Annotated in this window: 18 protein-coding genes; 7 read left to right on the top strand and 11 right to left on the bottom strand. The window is 59.8% G+C overall.

The window, feature by feature from the left end; all coding sequences use genetic code 11:
• Positions 1-2: 2 nt before the first annotated feature.
• The 5 genes from BLR20_RS02575 to BLR20_RS02595 form a co-directional block, all read right to left on the bottom strand.
• Positions 3-200, bottom strand: coding sequence for a hypothetical protein (locus BLR20_RS02575; RefSeq protein ID WP_003349205.1), 198 nt, complete (start codon positions 198-200; stop codon positions 3-5).
• A gap of 153 nt (positions 201-353) precedes the next feature.
• The gene (locus BLR20_RS02580; protein ID WP_004404016.1) at positions 354-557 is read right to left on the bottom strand and encodes a hypothetical protein; all 204 of its coding nucleotides are present in this window, start codon (positions 555-557) and stop codon (positions 354-356) included.
• A gap of 63 nt (positions 558-620) precedes the next feature.
• A complete protein-coding gene (locus BLR20_RS02585) occupies positions 621-1,109 on the bottom strand; it encodes a DUF3828 domain-containing protein (RefSeq protein ID WP_010433212.1) in 489 nt (162 codons plus the stop codon).
• Positions 1,110-1,454: 345 nt separating this feature from the next.
• The gene (locus BLR20_RS02590; protein ID WP_010433214.1) at positions 1,455-1,763 is read right to left on the bottom strand and encodes an RcnB family protein; all 309 of its coding nucleotides are present in this window, start codon (positions 1,761-1,763) and stop codon (positions 1,455-1,457) included.
• Positions 1,764-1,860: 97 nt separating this feature from the next.
• The gene (locus BLR20_RS02595; protein WP_054992905.1) at positions 1,861-2,718 is read right to left on the bottom strand and encodes an SDR family oxidoreductase; all 858 of its coding nucleotides are present in this window, start codon (positions 2,716-2,718) and stop codon (positions 1,861-1,863) included.
• An 88-nt stretch (positions 2,719-2,806) separates the two neighbouring features.
• Between BLR20_RS02595 and BLR20_RS02600 the strand changes: the two genes are divergently transcribed.
• The 7 genes from BLR20_RS02600 (at position 2,807) to BLR20_RS02630 (ending at position 11,726) form a co-directional block, all read left to right on the top strand.
• Entirely contained in the window at positions 2,807-3,271 is a 465-nt protein-coding gene (locus BLR20_RS02600) for a winged helix-turn-helix transcriptional regulator (RefSeq protein ID WP_054992904.1), read from the top strand.
• Positions 3,272-3,409: 138 nt separating this feature from the next.
• The gene (gene mrdA, locus BLR20_RS02605) at positions 3,410-5,299 is read left to right on the top strand and encodes a penicillin-binding protein 2 (RefSeq protein ID WP_032613874.1); all 1,890 of its coding nucleotides are present in this window, start codon (positions 3,410-3,412) and stop codon (positions 5,297-5,299) included.
• 156 nt (positions 5,300-5,455) lie between these two features.
• Positions 5,456-7,174 (top strand): ubiquinone-dependent pyruvate dehydrogenase, encoded by a 1,719-nt coding sequence (poxB, locus tag BLR20_RS02610; protein ID WP_054992903.1) that lies wholly within the window; start codon positions 5,456-5,458, stop codon positions 7,172-7,174.
• A 369-nt stretch (positions 7,175-7,543) separates the two neighbouring features.
• The gene (locus BLR20_RS02615; RefSeq protein ID WP_054992902.1) at positions 7,544-9,505 is read left to right on the top strand and encodes a methyl-accepting chemotaxis protein; all 1,962 of its coding nucleotides are present in this window, start codon (positions 7,544-7,546) and stop codon (positions 9,503-9,505) included.
• 617 nt (positions 9,506-10,122) lie between these two features.
• Positions 10,123-10,440: a hypothetical protein gene (locus BLR20_RS27700; RefSeq protein ID WP_032613878.1), complete on the top strand. Its 318-nt coding sequence runs from the start codon at positions 10,123-10,125 to the stop codon at positions 10,438-10,440.
• Between the two features lie 216 nt (positions 10,441-10,656).
• Complete coding sequence (locus BLR20_RS02625; protein ID WP_010432665.1) at positions 10,657-11,175, top strand: chalcone isomerase family protein; 519 nt, start codon at positions 10,657-10,659, stop codon at positions 11,173-11,175.
• Positions 11,176-11,192: 17 nt separating this feature from the next.
• The gene (locus tag BLR20_RS02630) at positions 11,193-11,726 is read left to right on the top strand and encodes a DUF3833 domain-containing protein (RefSeq protein ID WP_054992901.1); all 534 of its coding nucleotides are present in this window, start codon (positions 11,193-11,195) and stop codon (positions 11,724-11,726) included.
• A 40-nt stretch (positions 11,727-11,766) separates the two neighbouring features.
• On the opposite strand, the gene moaA is transcribed toward BLR20_RS02630, so the two are convergent.
• The 6 genes from moaA to BLR20_RS02660 form a co-directional block, all read right to left on the bottom strand.
• Complete coding sequence (gene moaA, locus BLR20_RS02635; protein ID WP_003317890.1) at positions 11,767-12,765, bottom strand: GTP 3',8-cyclase MoaA; 999 nt, start codon at positions 12,763-12,765, stop codon at positions 11,767-11,769.
• Between the two features lie 261 nt (positions 12,766-13,026).
• Positions 13,027-14,376, bottom strand: a complete 1,350-nt coding sequence (locus BLR20_RS02640; RefSeq protein WP_054992900.1) for a cation:proton antiporter — start codon at positions 14,374-14,376, stop codon at positions 13,027-13,029.
• A 154-nt stretch (positions 14,377-14,530) separates the two neighbouring features.
• Positions 14,531-15,583, bottom strand: a complete 1,053-nt coding sequence (locus BLR20_RS02645; RefSeq protein ID WP_054992899.1) for an ABC transporter substrate-binding protein — start codon at positions 15,581-15,583, stop codon at positions 14,531-14,533.
• Positions 15,580-16,764, bottom strand: a complete 1,185-nt coding sequence (locus BLR20_RS02650) for an NAD(P)/FAD-dependent oxidoreductase (RefSeq protein ID WP_054992898.1) — start codon at positions 16,762-16,764, stop codon at positions 15,580-15,582. The genes BLR20_RS02645 and BLR20_RS02650 overlap by 4 nt, the downstream gene beginning before the upstream one ends.
• Positions 16,761-18,152: an FAD/NAD(P)-dependent oxidoreductase gene (locus BLR20_RS02655; RefSeq protein WP_054992897.1), complete on the bottom strand. Its 1,392-nt coding sequence runs from the start codon at positions 18,150-18,152 to the stop codon at positions 16,761-16,763. Before BLR20_RS02655 ends, BLR20_RS02650 begins: the two co-directional genes overlap by 4 nt.
• On the bottom strand, positions 18,149-18,439 hold the full coding sequence (locus BLR20_RS02660; RefSeq protein WP_054992896.1) for a (2Fe-2S)-binding protein: 291 nt from the start codon (positions 18,437-18,439) through the stop codon (positions 18,149-18,151). The genes BLR20_RS02655 and BLR20_RS02660 overlap by 4 nt, the downstream gene beginning before the upstream one ends.
• Positions 18,440-18,443 lie beyond the last annotated feature (4 nt).

Genomic DNA, 18,443 nt, shown 5'->3' on the forward strand with positions numbered 1-18,443 from the left:
CGTTAACGGAATATGCCGCGCAGGCTGTCCACGGACGCCTGCAGGCCGATGATCCGCTCACTGACCTCTTGCGCTTCGTGTGCCCGGGAAGTTCGCTCGAGGTACAGGAGATGTCCTGCCAGGTTGGCCGAAACAAGTTCCAGGTCGTCGGCAGTACGCCTGATGTACGCCTGCATGTCTTGCAACTGTTCGATCTGCACGGATGGTCCCCTTATAGGTCGCATCCGAGCGCACTAATTGAATGGGTGGCTATCGTCAGTCCACCCAATCGGGTTGTCGGCGGCAAGGCCAGCTTTCTTTAATGCCGCAGGTAAATAAACAGGCCAATCATTTTTTGCATCGTGCCGAGCGATCTATTCGTCTTCCTGATCATCGTGTTCCGAGTAGGAGTCCAGCAACTCGGCCAGCGCCAGAGTGCGGTCCAGCCCTTTGCGGGTGGACATGATTTCGGCTACCGCCTGCGTGGCGGCAACTCTGGCAGCTTCGCGTTCGGCATCGGTGTTATTGGGCGTGGCGGCCTGCGCAGCCTCAATAATCGATTGCTCAAAGGTATTCATGGTGCTCGCTCGTGAAATTCAAGTGCCTGTGATACCGAGAATGGCGGATTGTTTCAAGGCCGATCAATCACCTTCGTAGGGAAAGTCCTCCAGGCTCTGCATCAACGCAACGCCCTGCGGCCCCTGAAGATTCTCCAGCACCCAGCAACTGTTGGCATTTTTGGCCAGCAGCAGGCGTGTCGTCTGGCTGGCGACCGGCTGTTGAGGGGCATCCTTGTAACCCAGGTTATAGGTCATTTCGACCACGGCCTGCTTGTCCGAGTTGGACACCAGCTTCCAGTCAATCGGCTTTTGCACATCACCGTCCTGCGCGTCGGTCCACGGGTTGGCGCTGACGGCGCATTGATCGCCGTTCTGGCACGCCCAGTCCTTCTTGAGCAGGCTCAGCAGAGGTTTGGACAAATAATCAGCGCTACCTTTGCCGTTCAGATAAAAATCCTGATGCTTTTCGTAAATCCAGCGCGCCGTATCGACCGGGGTCGCAGCCGGGCAGGCCGCATGGGCGGTGGTTGAAAGCAGGCAGGCGAAGGCAATGGCGACGGTTCTGGACATGGAGCGGGCTCGCAGAAAAGGTGGCAGTGAGGGTGACAGGCACATGACAGTGCATTTGTAAGCCAAGCGGACAAAAAAGCAATGTTTTTGGTCATGTGCAGCAGGGGGAGGCGGGCGGGTAGAAGCGGATTGAGGGGTATTCATTTAATGCGCTGCACGTTGCCAGCACTCCCTGGACCCGGGAACTTTCCACGGTATTCAAAGAAGCTTGCCATGCGTCGAGCATTCATCGGGGCGTTTGCACAGGGGAGTTATCGAAACATACGCTGCACTGGCATGTTCGTCCTCAAGCCTGCGTCACTTGGACGTGCTCGCGCAGAGCGCGAGCAACAGACAGGGTCGTTCTTACTTCTTGACCGGCACGATATCCATGATCTGGCCATTGACCTTCTGGAAACGCACGTACTTGTTATTAATCTTCACCCATTCACTTTCCTTGGCGGGTGTTTCCAGGCCTTTGCTTTTCCAGTCCTTCACTTCCAGATCGCTGCGGCGATATTTTTCCGGAACGCGGGAGCCTACTTCCAGCTCGTGGACGTTGTCCTTGGATTCGGTGACTTTCGGATCCGCCGTCTCTGCTGCGTGAACGGGCAGGGTGACGGCGGAAAAGCAGCCGAGCAAGGTCATGCAGGCGATCAACGATTTGCTATTCATGTGAAGACTCCCGGTCTTTGGTATCAGGCGATGGCTTAATGCCTCGTAATAACTCGGACCCCCACTGTTGCAAATCATTCGATCGGGTTTGCTGTGCTCAGCCTTTCAGTGTCTCGGCGATGGTTGCAGAGAGTGGCGTGGTCGGGCGGCCGATCAGCGCGCTCAGTTGGCGACTGTCATCGAACAAGGCGCCCTTGGCAGCGGCAGCATCGGAATCGGCCAACAACTGTGCCACGAAATCCGGCAGGCCTGCCTGGACGAGCGCGGCTTCGAACTCGGCTTGTGGCAGGTTGACGTAAGGCAGGGACTTGCCGCTCTGTGTCGATAGCTGCGCCGCAAATTCGGACAGCGTGTAGGACTCGTCGCCTGCCAGTTCATACACGCTACCGGCCTGTGTCGTTTCCGACGTCAGCAGCACAGCGGCCGCCTCGGCGTAATCCAGGCGCGAAGCAGAGCTGATACGGCCATCGTCGGCACAGCCCATGACCGCACCATGGGCCAGCGCGCCGGGAATGCCTGCGGTGTAGTTCTCGGTGTACCAGCCATTACGCAGCAAGGCGAACGGCAGGCCGCTGGCGCGCAGGTAATCTTCGGTTTCGCGGTGCTCCCTGGCCAGGCTCAATGCCGAGGTGTCGGCGTGCAGAACACTGGTGTAGGCCAGCAGTGCGACCCCGGCGCGTTTGGCCGCATCGATCACCGCCTTGTGCTGGGGCAGACGCTGACCCACTTCGCTGGAAGAAATCAGCAGTACCTTGTCGGCGCCGGCAAATGCAATTTCGAGTGTCGCAGGCTGTGAATAGTCGGCCTGACGGACCTGAATACCCTGCCTGGACAGATCAGCGGCCTTTTCCGGACTGCGCACGGCGGCGACGATTTGCGAAGCCGGTACGCGGCTGAGCAATTGTTCTATGACGAGGCGGCCAAGCTGGCCGGTGGCACCGGTGACAACGATCATGGAATGATTCCTTGAATCGGGTTGAAAGGAAGCGCCAGCATAGTCATGATGCTTACCTTTAGTAAGTACGTACAAAAAGGTAAGTGTCATGAGTGAATCCGCTTCGCAATCAAGCGCCTCGCAACCAAGTGTTACGCAGGCAGGCCTGCAGCCGGAAACGGCCGAGACGCTGTTGGCGCTGGTTCGTCAGGGCCAGGTGCTGGCCACTGATTGTCCTTCGCGGGTGGTGCTCAATCACGTCTGCAGCCGTTGGGGCGTGCTGGTGCTGGTCGTGTTGCGGGGTGGCATGCATCGCTTCAGCGAAGTACGTCGCAAGATCGGCGGGGTGAGCGAAAAGATGCTCGCACAGACCCTTCAGCATCTGGAGCATGACGGTTTTGTCAGCCGCAAGTCGTTGCCAGTGGTGCCCCCGCATGTTCAATACCGGTTGACCCCGATGGGCGAAGAGGTCGCCTTGCAGGTTGAAACCCTCGTCACCTGGATCGAGACCAATCTGCCGCGCATCATGCAGGCCCGCGAAGCGTCGAATACGCTGCACACCCCGCCCGAATGAGCCTTTTCTGACAGATTTTTCATCCTGCGATTGTCGGCTTGATCGCCTGCAATCAGCCGCTTCTTGGTATGGTGCGCGCCGAAATCTTTATATACACGTTCAGTTGCGCCGTTTGCCCTTCACCGAGAAGCTGTAGAAATGCCCAATCCAATTCCCCTGAAAGACCACGAAAAAGAGACGCGACTGGTCAATCAGCGTCTGATTGCCTGCGCAGTGCTGGTTGGCCTGCTGGCTGCCTGTCTGGTCGCGCGCATGTATTTCCTGCAAGTTACCGAGTTCGACTACCACTCGACCATTTCCGAAAACAACCGTGTTCACGTACTGCCGATCCCGCCCGAGCGCGGTTTGATCTTTGACCGCAATGGCGAAGTGCTTGCCGACAATCGTCCCAGTTTCAACCTGACCCTGACTCGTGAGCGCGCAGGCGACTGGCACAAGGTGATCGATGAGCTGATGACCCTGCTGGAGCTGCCCGATGAAGACCGGATTCTGTTCGACAAGGAACTGAAGCAGGTTCGCCACCCGTTCGAGCCGGCTACGTTGCTTTACGAACTCACCGAAGAACAGATCGCAACGCTGGCGGTCAATCAGTACCTGCTGCCGGGCGTGGACGTGGCGGCGCAGTTCGTTCGTCATTACCCGTTGGGCGCCCATTTTGCTCACTCGATCGGCTACGTCGGGCGTATCAACGAAAAGGAAGCGGCCCATCTCGATAACGAGTATCGCGGCACGCAATCCATCGGCAAGACCGGCGTCGAGCGCTTCTACGAGTCCGAGCTGCACGGCCACGTAGGCTACGAAGAAGTCGAGACCAATGCCCAGGGTCGCGTGCTGCGCGTGCTGAAACACACTGACCCGGTGCCGGGCAAGAACATCACCCTCACGCTGGACGCGCACCTGCAGGCCGCGGCGGAAAACGCGCTGGGTGATCGACGCGGCTCGGTGGTCGCACTGGACCCTGAAACCGGCGACGTGCTGGCGATGGTCAGTAAACCCAGCTTCGACCCCAACCTGTTCGTTACCGGCATCAGCTTTAAACAATATGCCGCGCTGCGCGATTCCATCGACCGGCCACTGTTCAACCGCGTGCTGCGCGGCCTCTATGCGCCGGGCTCGACGGTCAAGCCGGAAGTGGCGATTGCCGGGCTCGACAGTGGCGTGATGACGGCCTCGACAAAAGTCTTCGACCCTGGCTATTTCCAGTTGCCGGACTTCGACCATAAATACCGCAACTGGAACCACAGTGGCGATGGCTGGGTGGACATGGACACGGCGATCATGCGTTCCAATGACACCTATTTCTACACCGTGGCGCACAAGCTCGGCATTGACCGCCTGCACGACTACATGACCATGTTCGGCATCGGCCAGAAGGTCTCACTGGACATGTTCGAGGAGTCTGCAGGGCTGATGCCGTCCCGCGAATGGAAGCGGGCCACGCGTCGACAGGCGTGGTTCCCCGGCGAAACGGTGATTCTCGGCATTGGTCAGGGCTATATGCAGGTCACGCCGTTGCAACTGGCTCAGGCCACGTCACTGATTGCCAGCAAGGGTGTCTGGCATCGACCGCATCTGGCGATGGAAGTCGGTGATAAGGCACCTGTCGACGAGCATCCGATGCCCAACATCGTGCTGCGCGATCCCAACGAATGGAATCAGGTCAATACCGGCATGCAGATGGTCATGCACGACCCGCGCGGCATTGCGCGGGACGCGGCCAAGGGCGCTCAGTACCGCATCGCCGGCAAAAGTGGTACGGCACAGGTGGTGGCGATCAAGCAGGGCGAGCGCTACAACCGCCTGAAGACCCTCGAGCGTAATCGCGACAACGCCTTGTTCGTTGGCTTCGCGCCGGCCGACCATCCCAAGATCGTCGTGTCGGTGACCATCGAAAACGGCGAGGCGGGTGGCCGGGTGGCAGGTCCTGTAGTGCGGGAGATTCTCGATGCCTGGCTGTTGGACAGCGACGGCAAGCTAAAGCCGGAGTACGCCACACCTGTCAAGGCTCCGGGCAACCCGCACGCCTGATCAGCCTTTTAAAGCACTGGCCTAAGGACCGAGCCCTGAACAGGGCTCAGGTTTTCTGAACTGTCGAGAATGCATCGGGTCGACCACAACAGGCGTGGCAGAGCGCTGCGCGCGTTTTACCGTACTCATTATCATTGCCTCGACAAGGAACCCCGCATGTCCAAGACCATTGCCGACCATCTCGCGCAAACCCTCGCAGCGGCAGGTGTTTCCCACATCTGGGGGGTGTCCGGTGACAGCCTCAACGGCCTGACCGACAGCCTGGAACGCACCGATTCGATTCGCTGGATGCATACCCGTCATGAAGAAGTCGCAGCCTTTGCTGCCGGGGCCCAGGCGGCGTCCAGCGGCAAACTGGCGGTCTGCGCCGGCAGCTGCGGACCGGGCAACCTGCACCTGATCAACGGCCTGTACGACTGCCACCGTAACCGCGTGCCGGTACTGGCAATTGCTGCGCACATTCCGTCCTCGGAAATCGGTCTGGATTACTTTCAGGAAACCCATCCGCAAGAGCTGTTCAAGGAGTGCAGCCACTTCGTCGAGCTGGTCAGCAATCCCGAGCAGTTCCCGCGAGTGCTGGAGCGTGCCATGCGTGCCGCGATCAGCCAGAAAGGGGTTGCGGTGATTGTCTTGCCGGGCGACGTTGCGCTCAGCGATGCGCCGGATGTGGCGGCAAAATGGATCGAGGCCACCGCGCCCAACGTGGTGCCTGCCGAAAACGACCTGCAGTCGATGGCTGACATGCTCAACGATTCCAAAGCCGTCACACTCCTGTGCGGTGCGGGTTGTGAGGGTGCCCACGAGCAGCTTCTGGCGTTGGCGGATACGCTGGGCGCTCCGATCGTTCATGCATTGCGCGGCAAGCAGCACGTCGAATACGACAACCCGTTCGACGTCGGCATGACCGGCCTGATCGGTTTCAGCTCCGGCTACCACGCCATGCTGTCCTGCGACACGCTGGTGATTCTGGGCAGCAGCTTTCCGTATCGGAATTTCTACCCTGAAAAAGCCAACATCATCCAGATCGACCTCGATCCGACCCAGCTTGGTCGCCGTACGCCGGTGGCGCTGGGTCTGGTCGGCGGTGTGCGGGAAACCCTTGAGGCGCTTCAACCAAAGCTCAAGCCGCATACTGATCGCCGTTTCCTCGACAAGGCCCTGAAACACTACGCCAAAGCCCGGGAAGAACTGGACGAGCTGGCCACCCCGACGCCGGATGGCACGCCGATTCACCCGCAGTACCTGACTCGACTGGTCGACGAGCAGGCCGATGCCGATGCGATCTTTACCGTCGACGTCGGTACGCCGACGCTGTGGGCTGCGCGCTACCTGCACATGAACGGCAAGCGCAGTCTGCTTGGCTCGTTCAACCACGGCTCGATGGCCAACGCCTTGCCACAAGCTTTAGGGGCCAAGGCTGAACATCCGGATCGTCAGGTTGTAGCCCTGTGTGGCGACGGCGGCCTGTCCATGTTGCTGGGGGACCTGCTGAGCATCCGTCAGTTGAACCTGCCCATCAAGATGGTGGTGTTCAACAACAGCTCGCTGGGCTTTGTCGACATGGAAATGAAAGCCAGCGGCTACGTGCCGCACGGCACTGATCTGCATGAAACCAACTTCGCCGGTATTGCCTTGGGCGCAGGCATTCTGGGCCTGCGCGTCGAGAACGCTGAAGAGCTGCCCGCCGCCTTGCGCAAGGCGTTCGATCATCCCGGTCCGGTGCTGATCGACGTTGTCACGGCCAAGCAGGAACTGGGCATCCCACCGAAAATCAAGCTGGCCCAGGCCAAGGGCTTCAGCCTGTACATGATGCGCGCGATCATGAGCGGGCGCGGCAGTGAAGTGCTGGAACTGGCGAAAACCAACCTGCGTTAATACATTATAAAAACTGATGGGTTGAATAGAAAAAGTTGCAACTTCTATCCGCCGAGATTGTCGCCACTGTTGCAGGTGACAATCTCGGCGTCTTTACATCGCTCTTTTCATAATGACTGCTCAAGGCGGTCATTATTTGTGGATCCAAACTTCTCACACCTTTTACTCATTGAGTTCGCTGTTTGAATTAACAAATTCAAATAGTGGGTAAAGCTTCTGTGCCCACAGCCGAGACAGTGGTACGGAAGCAAGACCGGCTACGGCAGGCTGATTACCGAACAGTCCCTGGCGACAAAAAAACGTCGACGCTACAGAACGTTACGCCCTGGATAGTCTTTATAGAAAAGTCTGCACGTCATGAGGTCTGCAATGCTTAGAAATGCTCCTTTGAGTATGAAACTGCTGCTTATTTTAATATTTCCCCTGTTGGGCTTTCTGGCCTTCGCAGGTCTGTTCGTGGCTGACAAAAGCGAAAATCTCGGTGACATGAGGCGCGCAGTGACGGCCAGCAGTGCCGCACAGAAGCTGAGTGACGTCGTCACCACTCTCCAGCGCGAGCGCGGGGCCAGCGGCGTGTTTCTGGGCAGCGGCGGCAAGTCCATGCAGGACAAACTGAAGACGTTTCGTCAGGAAACCGACAAGGCGATAAGCGAGATGCGCGCTCAGTCGACTGACGGCATTCCCGGCCCGGAAAAGGTCAACCGTGCGTTCGAGGACCTGATCGCCCTGCGCCTCAAGGTCGATACACTCGGGATCAACAGCACAGAATCCGGCACGCGTTTTACTGACATTATCAAAACCCTCATCGGCTTCTCCTATTCACTGGAATCGAGCATCGAGGATCCGGAAATACTGCGCGGCCTGAGTTCGCTCAATCAGTTCGTGGATATGAAGGAGCGTGCCGGTCGCGAACGTGTATTGCTCGGCCTGGCATTCAACCAGAACCGTTTCGACGCCGCACTGTTATCACGCTTCAGTCGCAACCTGGGCGAGTTCTCCGGTTACTTCGAAGCGTTCCAGCGCTGGTCGCCGGAAGCCTTCAAAACCAAACTCAATGCCGTTCTGCAGCAACCAGGATCGCTCGAAGTGGCGCGCTTGCAGCGTCTGGGCTTCGATACTCCGCTGGGTGACCCGCTCAACGTCAAGCCGGAAGACTGGTTCAACCTCTCTACCGCACGTATCGACATGATGGCCAATGTAGAAGCAGAACTTGGCCAGAACGTCGTCGGCCTGGCAACGGATGCGCGCAGCTCCGCTCAGAGCAGCCTGTACGTGGCGGTTGCCACTGTCGTTCTGATGCTGATCGTAGTGTTGTGGCTGGCGTCGGTGATCATCCGCAACATCAAGGTCGCGGTTGTCGATGTGAACCGCACTTTGATGGCACTTTCCACCCGCGACCTGACCGCCCGGACCCGTTATGTCGGCAAGGACGAGTTCGGCGAGATCTCGCGCAATCTGGACAACATGGCGCATCAGATCAGTGAGGTCATCAGTGAAATCGGCAGCGCCACGGCGCAGGTTGCCACCGCCGCCGAGCAGTCTTCCGCTGTGGCGTTGCAAACCAGTCAGAACGTGGCGCAACAACGCCAGGGCACTGATCAGGTCGCCACTGCCATCAGCGAAATGAGTGCCACGGTAAAGGATGTCGCGCGCAGCACCACCGACGCGGCCGAGATGTCACAGCGCGTCAACAACAGCACCGTGCAGGGCAAGACCGAAATCGACAACACCATCGGCCTGATTCAGGGGCTCTCGGTGCAGGCTGAAGAGACTTCACGGATCATTGACGAGCTCAAGGGCGAGAGCAACTCGATCTCCTCGGTGCTCGATGTCATTCGTGGCGTCGCCGACCAGACCAACCTGCTGGCGCTCAACGCAGCCATCGAGGCTGCTCGTGCCGGCGAGCAGGGGCGTGGTTTCGCGGTGGTTGCCGACGAAGTGCGCAATCTGGCCAAGAAGACTCAGGACTCTACCGTCAGCATCCAGAAAATGATCGCCAACCTGCAGTCCGGCTCGGAACGCGCAGCAGCGTCGATGCAGGAAACCCTGGGCAAGGCGCAGGAGGGTGCCAGCAATGTCGTACGCGCTGGTGAACTGCTGGAAGAGATCGCCGAAGGCATCGCGACCATCAGCGACCGCAACATCCAGGTCGCTTCTGCCGCGGAAGAGCAGAGTCTGGTTGCCGAAGAGATTCATCGCAACGTCGATGACATCAACTCGCTGGTCATCCAGGTCAGTGCCGGTGCCGAGCAGACCGCCGTCACCAGCCGCGAACTGGCGCGTCTGGCTGAGCAGCAGCAGGGTCTGGTGGGCCGCTTCAAGGTGAGCTGACAGTCAGTTGCTCGTGTGTTGTGAAAGGCCTGGGAGCGAAAGCTTTCAGGCCTTTTTGTTGGTCCCCGGATACTGTCGTGCCGCGGTAACTGATCACCCTTGATAGCCTGTCAGTCATGACCCTTCAGTCACCTTTTCATGTAACCCCACGTTCCGCTTACGATTATGTAGTGACTAAAAATAATCACTACATAATTGTTGACGCACCCCATTTGCCCTTGCATTATGCAGCTGTCTCCCTGATCGGGAGCGCTGCAAAAGGTGTGATGAACAGGCTCGGCAAGCCGTCGAGATGTTCCCGGATGTAGGCTGCCCACAAGGCAGATTGATGGAGCTGAACTGGCATTTGTCGTCGATAAGGGCGAGAAGCTGGCGAAATGTCCTCATGATGCTTGTAATGGATCGATTACCGATCCTGGGCCGGGTCTTTGGGTTTCGTGACTTCTTCTCTCTACGCTGATGCCGCTGTGTAGCGGCTCTTCATCAAGGCTACCTGCATGTCCTTGAGGGCTGGAACGGTATTCGACGCACACTCAATCGTGTTGCGTTGCTGAAGTTCTGGCGAATGAACTTGATGTATCAATTATTGAACAGTCTATGAGCGAAGGGGCATCAACATGAATATCAACACACAACCGACTATTGATGAACTGGCTCGTCTGTTTGCTGCGTGCAAAGACACGCTGGATAACCATATCGCCTGGGTTGCCGAGTCGGGTGAAGTTCGCGTCGACGCCATGTCGCCGTTCACCCAGGAGCACGAGTTTCGTGATGCGCATCCGCAACTGCGCGCGTCCCTGAAGATGTTCCGTCGTGGCCAGGGTTATGTCGGCAAGAAAGCCGCTGCCGATCGCGCCTACATGGAGGACACGCTGCAGGCGCTGAAAGGCGAATGGCAGAAGACTCGCCGGCAGGCGCACTCGCAGGTTGCCTGAGCCCAGGGCACCGCAGGTCCTGAAGCCTGTTCCCGATCCCGGTCGGGAACAGGCTTTTTGCTTTTCGGCGCCAAGAGGGGCGATGGTCTACAGGTTGTACAAAGTGTTTTCGGTGGTATAGATTCCGGCCATGAGTCAGCGACCCTGACTGTCTTCACTCGCTGCCTGCCGTGATTGCCACTGCAGTGCCTGCACATGACATAGATGAGGTTGCCGATGCGTGCGCCACGATGGTTATGGTTGGTGATGTTACTCAGCGCCGGCGCTTCGGCGGACTGGCGCGAGGCATTGCCCAATGCTCAGGTCGTCGGCGGCGGAGACCTTAGTCTGTTCGGCTTTCGTGTTTATACGGCCCGATTGCTCAGCCCGGTCAAACCTTTCGTGGCAGACGCGCCACTGGCACTTGAACTGACCTACCATCGCGCCATTGATCGTGAAGATCTGGTCGATGCCAGTATCGATGAGATCAAGCGTATTTCCGGGTCGAAGGTGAATGAGCAGCAACTGACCGAATGGCGACAGCAGATGAACCAGTCATTTGTCGACGTTCAGCCGGGCATGAAGATTACCGGCGTCTACCTGCCTGGTCGCGAAGCGCGGTTTTATGTTGGCGACAAGCTCCAGCATGTGGTGCCCGACAGCCAGTTCGCCAAGGCCTTCTTTTCCATCTGGCTGGACCCGAAAACCCGTAACCCCGAACTTCGCGAGCAGTTGCTCGGCAGTACCGGCTCATGACCCATCAAGGAGGGCGCATGCTGAGAAAGTGGATGTTAATGCTGTGTGTGGGGCTTGTACTGAGCGGCTGCGGTGGCGTGCCGGTAACCCGTTACAGTCAGGAAGCGCCAAAGCTCGATCTGCGCCAGTACTTCACCGGGCGTGTCGAGGCCTGGGGAATGTTTCAAAAACGCTCTGGTGAAGTCACCAAGCGCTTCACCGTGGTGATCGACGGGCACAGCGAAGGCGAAGTGCTGGTCATGCACGAGGCCTTCAGTTACAGCGACGGCACCAAGCAGGTGCGGGAGTGGCGCTTGCGTCCCGATGGTCCAGGGCGCTGGAAGGGTACGGCAGGTGACGTGGTTGGCGAGGCCTATGGCGAAGTGTCAGGCAACAGCTTCCACTGGAACTATGTGCTCAGGCTGCCGGTGGATGGCACCGAGTATGACGTGAGCCTGGATGACTGGATGTACCTGATCGACGAGCAGACCATGGCCAATCGTTCTTCGATGACCAAGCTGGGTGTCGAAGTCGGGCAGATCACGTTGTTCTTTCGCAAGGCCGCTAAATAAATAACGCCTCGTATGAGGCGTCATCCTTCAGGGCGGCTGCTCAGCCGCCCGTCATATTCATGAAGCGGACCACCTGCACACCATCGTCGTGGGTGAAGTTGTGGCTCCACGGCTTGAGCTGCATGGCGTCGATGATGGCTTTTTCGAGCTTTTCCGGCTGGCCGGGATTGGCGCGCAGTACCGCTTTCAAATCCACGGAATGCTCGTTACCCAGGCACAAGAGCAAGCGACCTTCGACTGTCATGCGCACGCGGTTGCAAGTGCCGCAGAAGTTATGGCTGTGCGGGGAGATGAAACCGATGCGGATGCCCGGTGCCTCGGCCAGACGCCAGTAGCGCGACGGCCCCTGAGTCGAATCAGTCGACGGCACCAGCGTGTAACGTTCGGCAATGCGTTCGCGCACCTGATCGCTGGAGTAGAAGGACTCGGCGCGGCTGTGCTCGCTGATGATGCCCAGCGGCATCTCTTCGATGAACGAGACATCCAGGTTGCGATCGATGGCGAACGCCAGCAGGTCGTTGATCTCATCATCGTTGCGACCGTGCATCACCACGCAGTTGAGCTTGGTGTGCACAAAACCGGCGGCGTTGGCGGCATCGATGCCCGCAATCACTTTGTGCAGATCGCCCGTGCGGGTCAGCTCGCGGAAACGCTGGGGATCAAGGCTGTCCAGGCTGATGTTCAGGCGTGTGACACCGGCCTTGAACAGCGGGGCAGCCAGCTTGTCCAGCTGCGAACCGTTGGTGGTCATGCACAGTTCACGCAGGCCGGGCAGGGCGGCGATCTTTTCGCAAAGCCCTACCACGCCTGCACGCACCAGCGGTTCACCACCGGTAAGACGAATCTTGCGCGTACCCAGTGCCACGAAGCGCTCGGCCACCTGGAGGATCTCCTCCAGCGACAGAATCTGTTGCCGAGGCAGAAACGTCATCTCTTCGGCCATGCAGTACACGCAGCGAAAATCGCAGCGGTCAGTGACCGACATGCGCAGATAATCGACTTTACGTGCAAAGCGGTCCATCAGGACGGGTTCTGACATTTCACCTTCTAACTAATCGAGTGGGCTGTATTACCGGGTTTGGAGGCCAGTGCGTTACCAGGGTTCAGCCAAATTACAGCGTGCCGACTTCAGGCCTGATCGCAGACTGGCAAAGTGCCTTGTACGGATTACATAGTAGCTGCACGCATTGCTGTTTGCACCGGCTGCATGACGCCACGCTAACCGAGTCGAAATGCCGCAGTCCAATTGCTTGTTCCGATACGCTCATCGACCTGCTCTATTACCGACGCCACGCTGACGTCATGGATCAGGATTGGCTGAAGCGCTGCGCTCGTAACGCTCCAGCAACGGCTGAATGCTGATGCCATGCAGCAGGATACTCAAGGCCACCACCGACAGCGTCATACCGATCACGACATCCCCGACGTCGTCCGCCAGGCCATGGGAAAGAGCGAAGCACAGGTAGTAAAGACTGCCGATGCCGCGAATGCCGAACCAGCCGACCAGTGCCTTCTGTTTCCGGTTTAGCAGACGTCGGCTGACCAGCAGCCAGACACTGGCCGGGCGTATGACGCAGAACAACGCCAGCCCCAGGCCGACGGCGCGCCAGTCCCAATAAGTGGCCAGCGCAGCGCCCAGCAATGTGATCAGCAGTACTTCCATTGCGCGCTCCACCAGACTGCCGAACGCCAGCATGTCGCCCATCATCACCCCGGCGGCCAATTGTGAATCGCTCAGGTCATCGGATTCGGCCACGGTGCCTTTTTCCAGTGATGCTGTCATGTGCCCGAGCACCGGCTGTGCCACATGTTCGGAGGGCAGTTCCGAGCGGGTGGTGCGCACTTCGGCCTGACGCAAGCCGAAGCCTGCGGCGAATACCGAGAGAAAGCCAAAGGCCCCTACGCTTTGGGCAACCACATAAGCCAGTGCGATAAGCGCCAGGGCCAAAAAGTCGTTGGGGGAGGTGGTACTGTCGGCGTTTTTGATGCGCAGAAAAATCATCAGGTGGCCAACCCCTCGGCCCATGCCATAACCGATCAGAAGGCCAGCGGGCACTGCCCAGATCAGGTCTTTGATCAGCCAGTCCTGTACCCAGTTGGCCATCCCTCCACCGGAAGTCAGATAGAGCAGCGCAAAAATAACGAATGGGAACGCGGTGCCGTCGTTGAGCCCGGCCTCGCCCGACAAGCCAAAACGCAGACGGTCCTGATCTTGCGCACTGTTGACCTGCACCATTCCCGCCAGTACAGGGTCGGTGGGTGAAAGCATGGCGCCGAGCAATAAGGATATGGTCCAGTCGATACCGAAAATGTAATGAGCGGCAAAGCTCACTCCGGCAATCGTCGCCAGCATCACCGGCCCGGCCAGCCAATACGCCGAGTGCCAGGCCTTGCCCTTTAACGGTAAGCGCAGCTTGATGCCGGTCCCGAAAAGTGAAAACAGCACGGCCACCTCGGTCAGGCGCTCAAGCCACTCATGAGACGCCTTGAAATCGAGATCGACGATATCGAGGCCCATCGGGCCGATGCTGAAACCGAACGCCAGGCAGACTGCCGAGGTTGTCACCGGCATCCAGCGTAAAAAGGAAGAGGTCAGTGCCAACAGCATCAATAAAACGCCGAGCACGCCCATGCAGACCAGAAAACTCATAGAGAAAGAACCACCGTTGAATGCGCCTTGAGAAGAGGGCGTAACGGTGGGACTGCCCTATGCGGTAATAAGTTGAAATAATTTGCCGGGCGGTTGCAAAACGCTGCCGCTGGCGGCCGGTACGGGCGCATCCAGCGTGCAGGCGTGCGTCGGGCTAGCGCTCGATGCTGCGGCTCCAGCGTGCGTTCCACTCGGGACGGATCTGATTGACCTGATCCCAGTCGATGGTCACCGCCGTTTCCAGGTACTTCTCCATGGCCTCGACCTGACTGCGCGTCTTGTCAGTGGTCGGGGTTTTCGGGTTCGACGGGATCTGGTCACCGAACTCCAGCGCAGGCGCCTGTGCTTCCGGGGTCAGCAGATAGGCCGCCAGCTTTTGCGCCAGCTCCGGCTGGTTGTTGTTGGCGATCGCACATTCAGCCACGTTCAACACCACGCCGCCCTCCTTGGGCGATGCGTACTCCACCGGTACGCCCTTGATCTTCAGGGCGGTGACCTGGGTCGGCGTCAGCGGGAACAGGGCGGCTTCGTCGGTCTGCACCATTTCCGAGATCTTGGCCGAGCTGGCGATGTATTCCAGCACGTTCGGGCCGATGGTTTTCGGCCAGGCCTTGAAGCCGGGTTCGACGTCTTTCTCGCTGCCGCCCTGGATACGGTTGAACATCAGAAAGCCATGCAGGCCGAAGGTCGAGGAGGCCAGTGACTGGAACACCACCTTGTCCTTGAAACGTTTGTCGGCCAGGTCCATCCACGAGGTGGGCGCGCTCCAGCCCTGTTCCTTGAACATTCGCGTGTTGTAGGCCAGGCCGGTCACACCCAGGCTGACGGCTGCCGCCTGTTCCTTGATTTTGGCCTTTTCAGGGAGGTCGGCCAGGCTGGCGCTGGGTTTCAGGGTGTCGCACAGGCCCATGGAAATGGCCCGGTACATGATGCCGTCGTCGAGAAAGATGACGTGCATCTGCGGGTTGTCCTTACTCGCCTGAACCTTGGCGAGGATATCGGCCGACGTGCCAGGCACGATCACCACCTTGACGTTGTTGGCCTTCTCGAAAGCCGGCAGCACTTGATCGGCATACAGGCGCTCCATGGTCCCGCCGTTCATGCCCAGGTACAGCGTGGTTTCGGCCCGGGCAGGCGTGGACAGTAGTGCGGCGGCCAGCGGCAGGCAGGACAGCCCGGTGAGGGCGAGACGTTTGGTGCTTTTCATAGGGACGACCTTCCTCTGTGCAATGGGATGACGTTCGTAACAGGTTCGATAGCAGGGGGTTGCAGGGCGATTTGCTGAAAGCGGCCGATGGAAAAGGCATCGAGCGGGATCCGTGAGGCGCCGTCGCAGACCCATTCGGCCAGCGCTTCACCCGCTGCCGGGCCGATCTGAAAGCCCGCCCCGGCAAAACCGAAGCCATGCAGCAGACCCGGCTGTTTCAGGCTCGGGCCCAATACCGGTTCGCGATCCGGCAGGTAGCCTTCGGTGCCGCTCCAGGTGCGGATCGCCTGAGCGCCGGCGAGTGGCGGGTAGAGCTCGACGGCGTTGCGCAGGATATCCAGCACCGCCGCCTGCCCCGGTCTGGCGCGCGCCGGGTCGAGAGCAAAGCCTTGTCCGCCGCCCAGGACGCAATTGCCGCGTGCCACTTGTCGGGCATAGATGCCGCCGCCTTCGACGCCGGTGCTGACGTCCATGAACATCGGCAGCGGTTCTGTCACCAGCATCGCCGGATGCCCCGAATACATCGGCACCGGTTCGTTGAATTGTGCTGCCAGCGCTGCGGCCCACGCCCCGGCACAGTTGAGCAGCCAGGTGGCGCGCAGTGTCAGGCCGCTGGCGGTCGTGACGACGAAGGCGTTGCCGTCGTGGCTGACTTCGCTGACCGGCGCTTGCTCGAACACCTGTGCGCCTGCCCGACGCGCAGCGCGGGCGAAGGCCGGCGAGACCAGGCGTGGATTGGCGTGTCCATCGTCAGCGCACAGGGATGCACCGACAGCAACATCGCCTGCCCAGGGATAACGGGCGCGCAGTTGATCGCGATCAAGCAACTGCAAATCCAGGCCGAATCCCTGACTGGCTTCGGCGTAGGCGCGCAAGGCATTCATGTCCTGTTCGCTGCGCGCCAGTTTGAGATGGCCCGAGCGCTGGTACTCGCCGTCGATGCCGATCAGTTCGCGCAGATTGCCCCATATCTGGTGCGCCCGTTGCGACAAGGGCAGCTGCGACAGCGTACGGCCCTGACGACGTACGCCGCCGTAATTGACGCCGCTGGAGTGCGACCCGCAAAAATCGCGCTCCAGCACGGCGACCCGCTTGCCCTTCAGGGCCAGCGTCAAGGCTGCCGAGGCGCCGACGATGCCGCCGCCGATGACAATCGCATCGGTTTCAATCAGTGTGCTCATGCTTGCGTCTCCACTGATGGCTTCTCCATGCGCTGCGTATCAAGCCCGAAGGGCAGTGGCTTGATCGGTGCCTGACCGCGCAGGCGGCCGACGTGCTCGACGGGCAGGCCGCTCTCGCGGGCAATGATCTCGGCCGCGGCCAGGCCACACATCCGGCCCTGGCAGCGACCCATACCGACCCGGCACATGGCCTTGACCCGGTTGATCTCCCAATGGCCGTCCTGCACGGCGCTGCGAATCTCGCCTGCGGAGACTTCTTCGCAGCGGCACACCAGCGTGTCATCCGCCACGTTGGCGGCCCAGTCCTCAGGGAAGGGAAACGCGGTTTCCAGCCCGTGGCGGAAGCGCTCGATGCGTCGCAGTGCGGTTTTCAGCGTATCGATACGTGCAGTGTCTGCGACAACACCGATGTCTTGCAGCAGCCCGAGCGCGGCCAGTTCTCCAGCCATTTCCGCAGCGTCCGCGCCCATGATTCCCGCGCCGTCGCCCGCCAGGTAGATGCCTGACGCGCTGCTGCGTCCACAGTCGTCGCGGGTCGGCAGCCATGCCCGGTTGAGCGGGCTCCAGGCGAATTCGCAGCCCAGCAGGTCGGCCAGTTGCGTCTCGCTGCGCAACGCATGGGCGAAAGCGACCGCGTCGCAGGCCAGGCGGCCCGATTTGCCGTTACGTTGCCATTGAATGCCGTCTACGCGTTTTTCGCCGTCGATGCGTGTGAGCTGCGCACCTTGATGCACGGGAATGCCGTGTGTGCTCAGCCACGCGCGGTAATAGATGCCCTTGGCCAGCAGCGCCGGTTGGCCCAGCAGCGCCGGCAATGCCTTGCATTGTGCCGAAAACGGCGCGCTGTCGAGCACCGCCAGCACCTTCGCGCCAGCCTTGGCGTACTGGTAGGCGACCAGGTACAGCAACGGGCCAGTGCCACAAAACACCACACGCTGGCCAATTGCACAGCCCTGATATTTGAGCGCGATCTGCGCTGCGCCCAGGCTGTACACGCCGGGCAGGGTCCAGCCGGATACTGGCAGAATTCGGTCGGTGGCACCGGTGGCGACGATCAGGTGGCTGAAGTCGAGGGTGGCGGCGTTACCGTTTTGCAGGGTATCGAGTTGATGATCTTCGGCGTTCCAGACCAGCGTCTGCGGCCGGTAGTCGATCTGCGTTGCCAGCGTGTCGAGCGCCTCGTGCACCGCGACCGCCTTGGCGCTTTCAAAGCCGTAGAGCGCCTTGGCCGAACGCTGGAAGTTGTCCGGCTGGCGACGGTAGATCTGGCCGCCGCCGCGCAGCCCTTCATCGATCAGGCAGGCCTTGATGCCGTGGGCCAGTAGCGTCTGGGCGGCGCGAATGCCGGCCGGTCCTGCGCCGATAATGGCAATGGCCTGATCGCTCATACGCACCGCCCCGGCTCACGAATCACTGCCTGACCGGCCTCCAGCAGCGTCGAACAGGCACGCACGCGCTGACCGTCACCCAGCCTCACCCAGCAGTCCTGGCAGGCGCCCATCATGCAGAAACCGGCACGAGGTTCGGCACTGAAGTCACTGCCGCGCAAGTGGTCGCTGGCGGTCAGTACCGCGGTCAGCAAGGTATCGCCCAACAGACCGCTGGCCGGCTCGCCGTCAAGGGTGAAGGGCACAACCGGGCGATCATGTTCGGTCAGTCGTTTCAGCAATGCCATAACG

This window comes from Pseudomonas congelans, from assembly GCF_900103225.1.
Classification (GTDB): domain Bacteria; phylum Pseudomonadota; class Gammaproteobacteria; order Pseudomonadales; family Pseudomonadaceae; genus Aquipseudomonas; species Aquipseudomonas congelans.

What these genes read in the sequence shown, in the direction of transcription:
- mrdA (WP_032613874.1), top strand. Translation starts at nt 3,410, where the DNA reads ATGCCCAATCCAATTCCCCTGAAAGACCACGAAAAAGAGACGCGACTG.
- BLR20_RS02590 (WP_010433214.1), bottom strand. Translation starts at nt 1,763, where the DNA reads ATGAATAGCAAATCGTTGATCGCCTGCATGACCTTGCTCGGCTGCTTT.
- BLR20_RS02660 (WP_054992896.1), bottom strand. Translation starts at nt 18,439, where the DNA reads ATGGCATTGCTGAAACGACTGACCGAACATGATCGCCCGGTTGTGCCC.
- BLR20_RS02580 (WP_004404016.1), bottom strand. Translation starts at nt 557, where the DNA reads ATGAATACCTTTGAGCAATCGATTATTGAGGCTGCGCAGGCCGCCACG.
- BLR20_RS02595 (WP_054992905.1), bottom strand. Translation starts at nt 2,718, where the DNA reads ATGATCGTTGTCACCGGTGCCACCGGCCAGCTTGGCCGCCTCGTCATA.
- BLR20_RS02655 (WP_054992897.1), bottom strand. Translation starts at nt 18,152, where the DNA reads ATGAGCGATCAGGCCATTGCCATTATCGGCGCAGGACCGGCCGGCATT.
- moaA (WP_003317890.1), bottom strand. Translation starts at nt 12,765, where the DNA reads ATGTCAGAACCCGTCCTGATGGACCGCTTTGCACGTAAAGTCGATTAT.
- poxB (WP_054992903.1), top strand. Translation starts at nt 5,456, where the DNA reads ATGTCCAAGACCATTGCCGACCATCTCGCGCAAACCCTCGCAGCGGCA.
- BLR20_RS02650 (WP_054992898.1), bottom strand. Translation starts at nt 16,764, where the DNA reads ATGAGCACACTGATTGAAACCGATGCGATTGTCATCGGCGGCGGCATC.
- BLR20_RS02630 (WP_054992901.1), top strand. Translation starts at nt 11,193, where the DNA reads ATGCTGAGAAAGTGGATGTTAATGCTGTGTGTGGGGCTTGTACTGAGC.
- BLR20_RS02615 (WP_054992902.1), top strand. Translation starts at nt 7,544, where the DNA reads ATGCTTAGAAATGCTCCTTTGAGTATGAAACTGCTGCTTATTTTAATA.
- BLR20_RS02600 (WP_054992904.1), top strand. Translation starts at nt 2,807, where the DNA reads ATGAGTGAATCCGCTTCGCAATCAAGCGCCTCGCAACCAAGTGTTACG.
- BLR20_RS02640 (WP_054992900.1), bottom strand. Translation starts at nt 14,376, where the DNA reads ATGAGTTTTCTGGTCTGCATGGGCGTGCTCGGCGTTTTATTGATGCTG.
- BLR20_RS02625 (WP_010432665.1), top strand. Translation starts at nt 10,657, where the DNA reads ATGCGTGCGCCACGATGGTTATGGTTGGTGATGTTACTCAGCGCCGGC.
- BLR20_RS02585 (WP_010433212.1), bottom strand. Translation starts at nt 1,109, where the DNA reads ATGTCCAGAACCGTCGCCATTGCCTTCGCCTGCCTGCTTTCAACCACC.
- BLR20_RS02645 (WP_054992899.1), bottom strand. Translation starts at nt 15,583, where the DNA reads ATGAAAAGCACCAAACGTCTCGCCCTCACCGGGCTGTCCTGCCTGCCG.
- BLR20_RS27700 (WP_032613878.1), top strand. Translation starts at nt 10,123, where the DNA reads ATGAATATCAACACACAACCGACTATTGATGAACTGGCTCGTCTGTTT.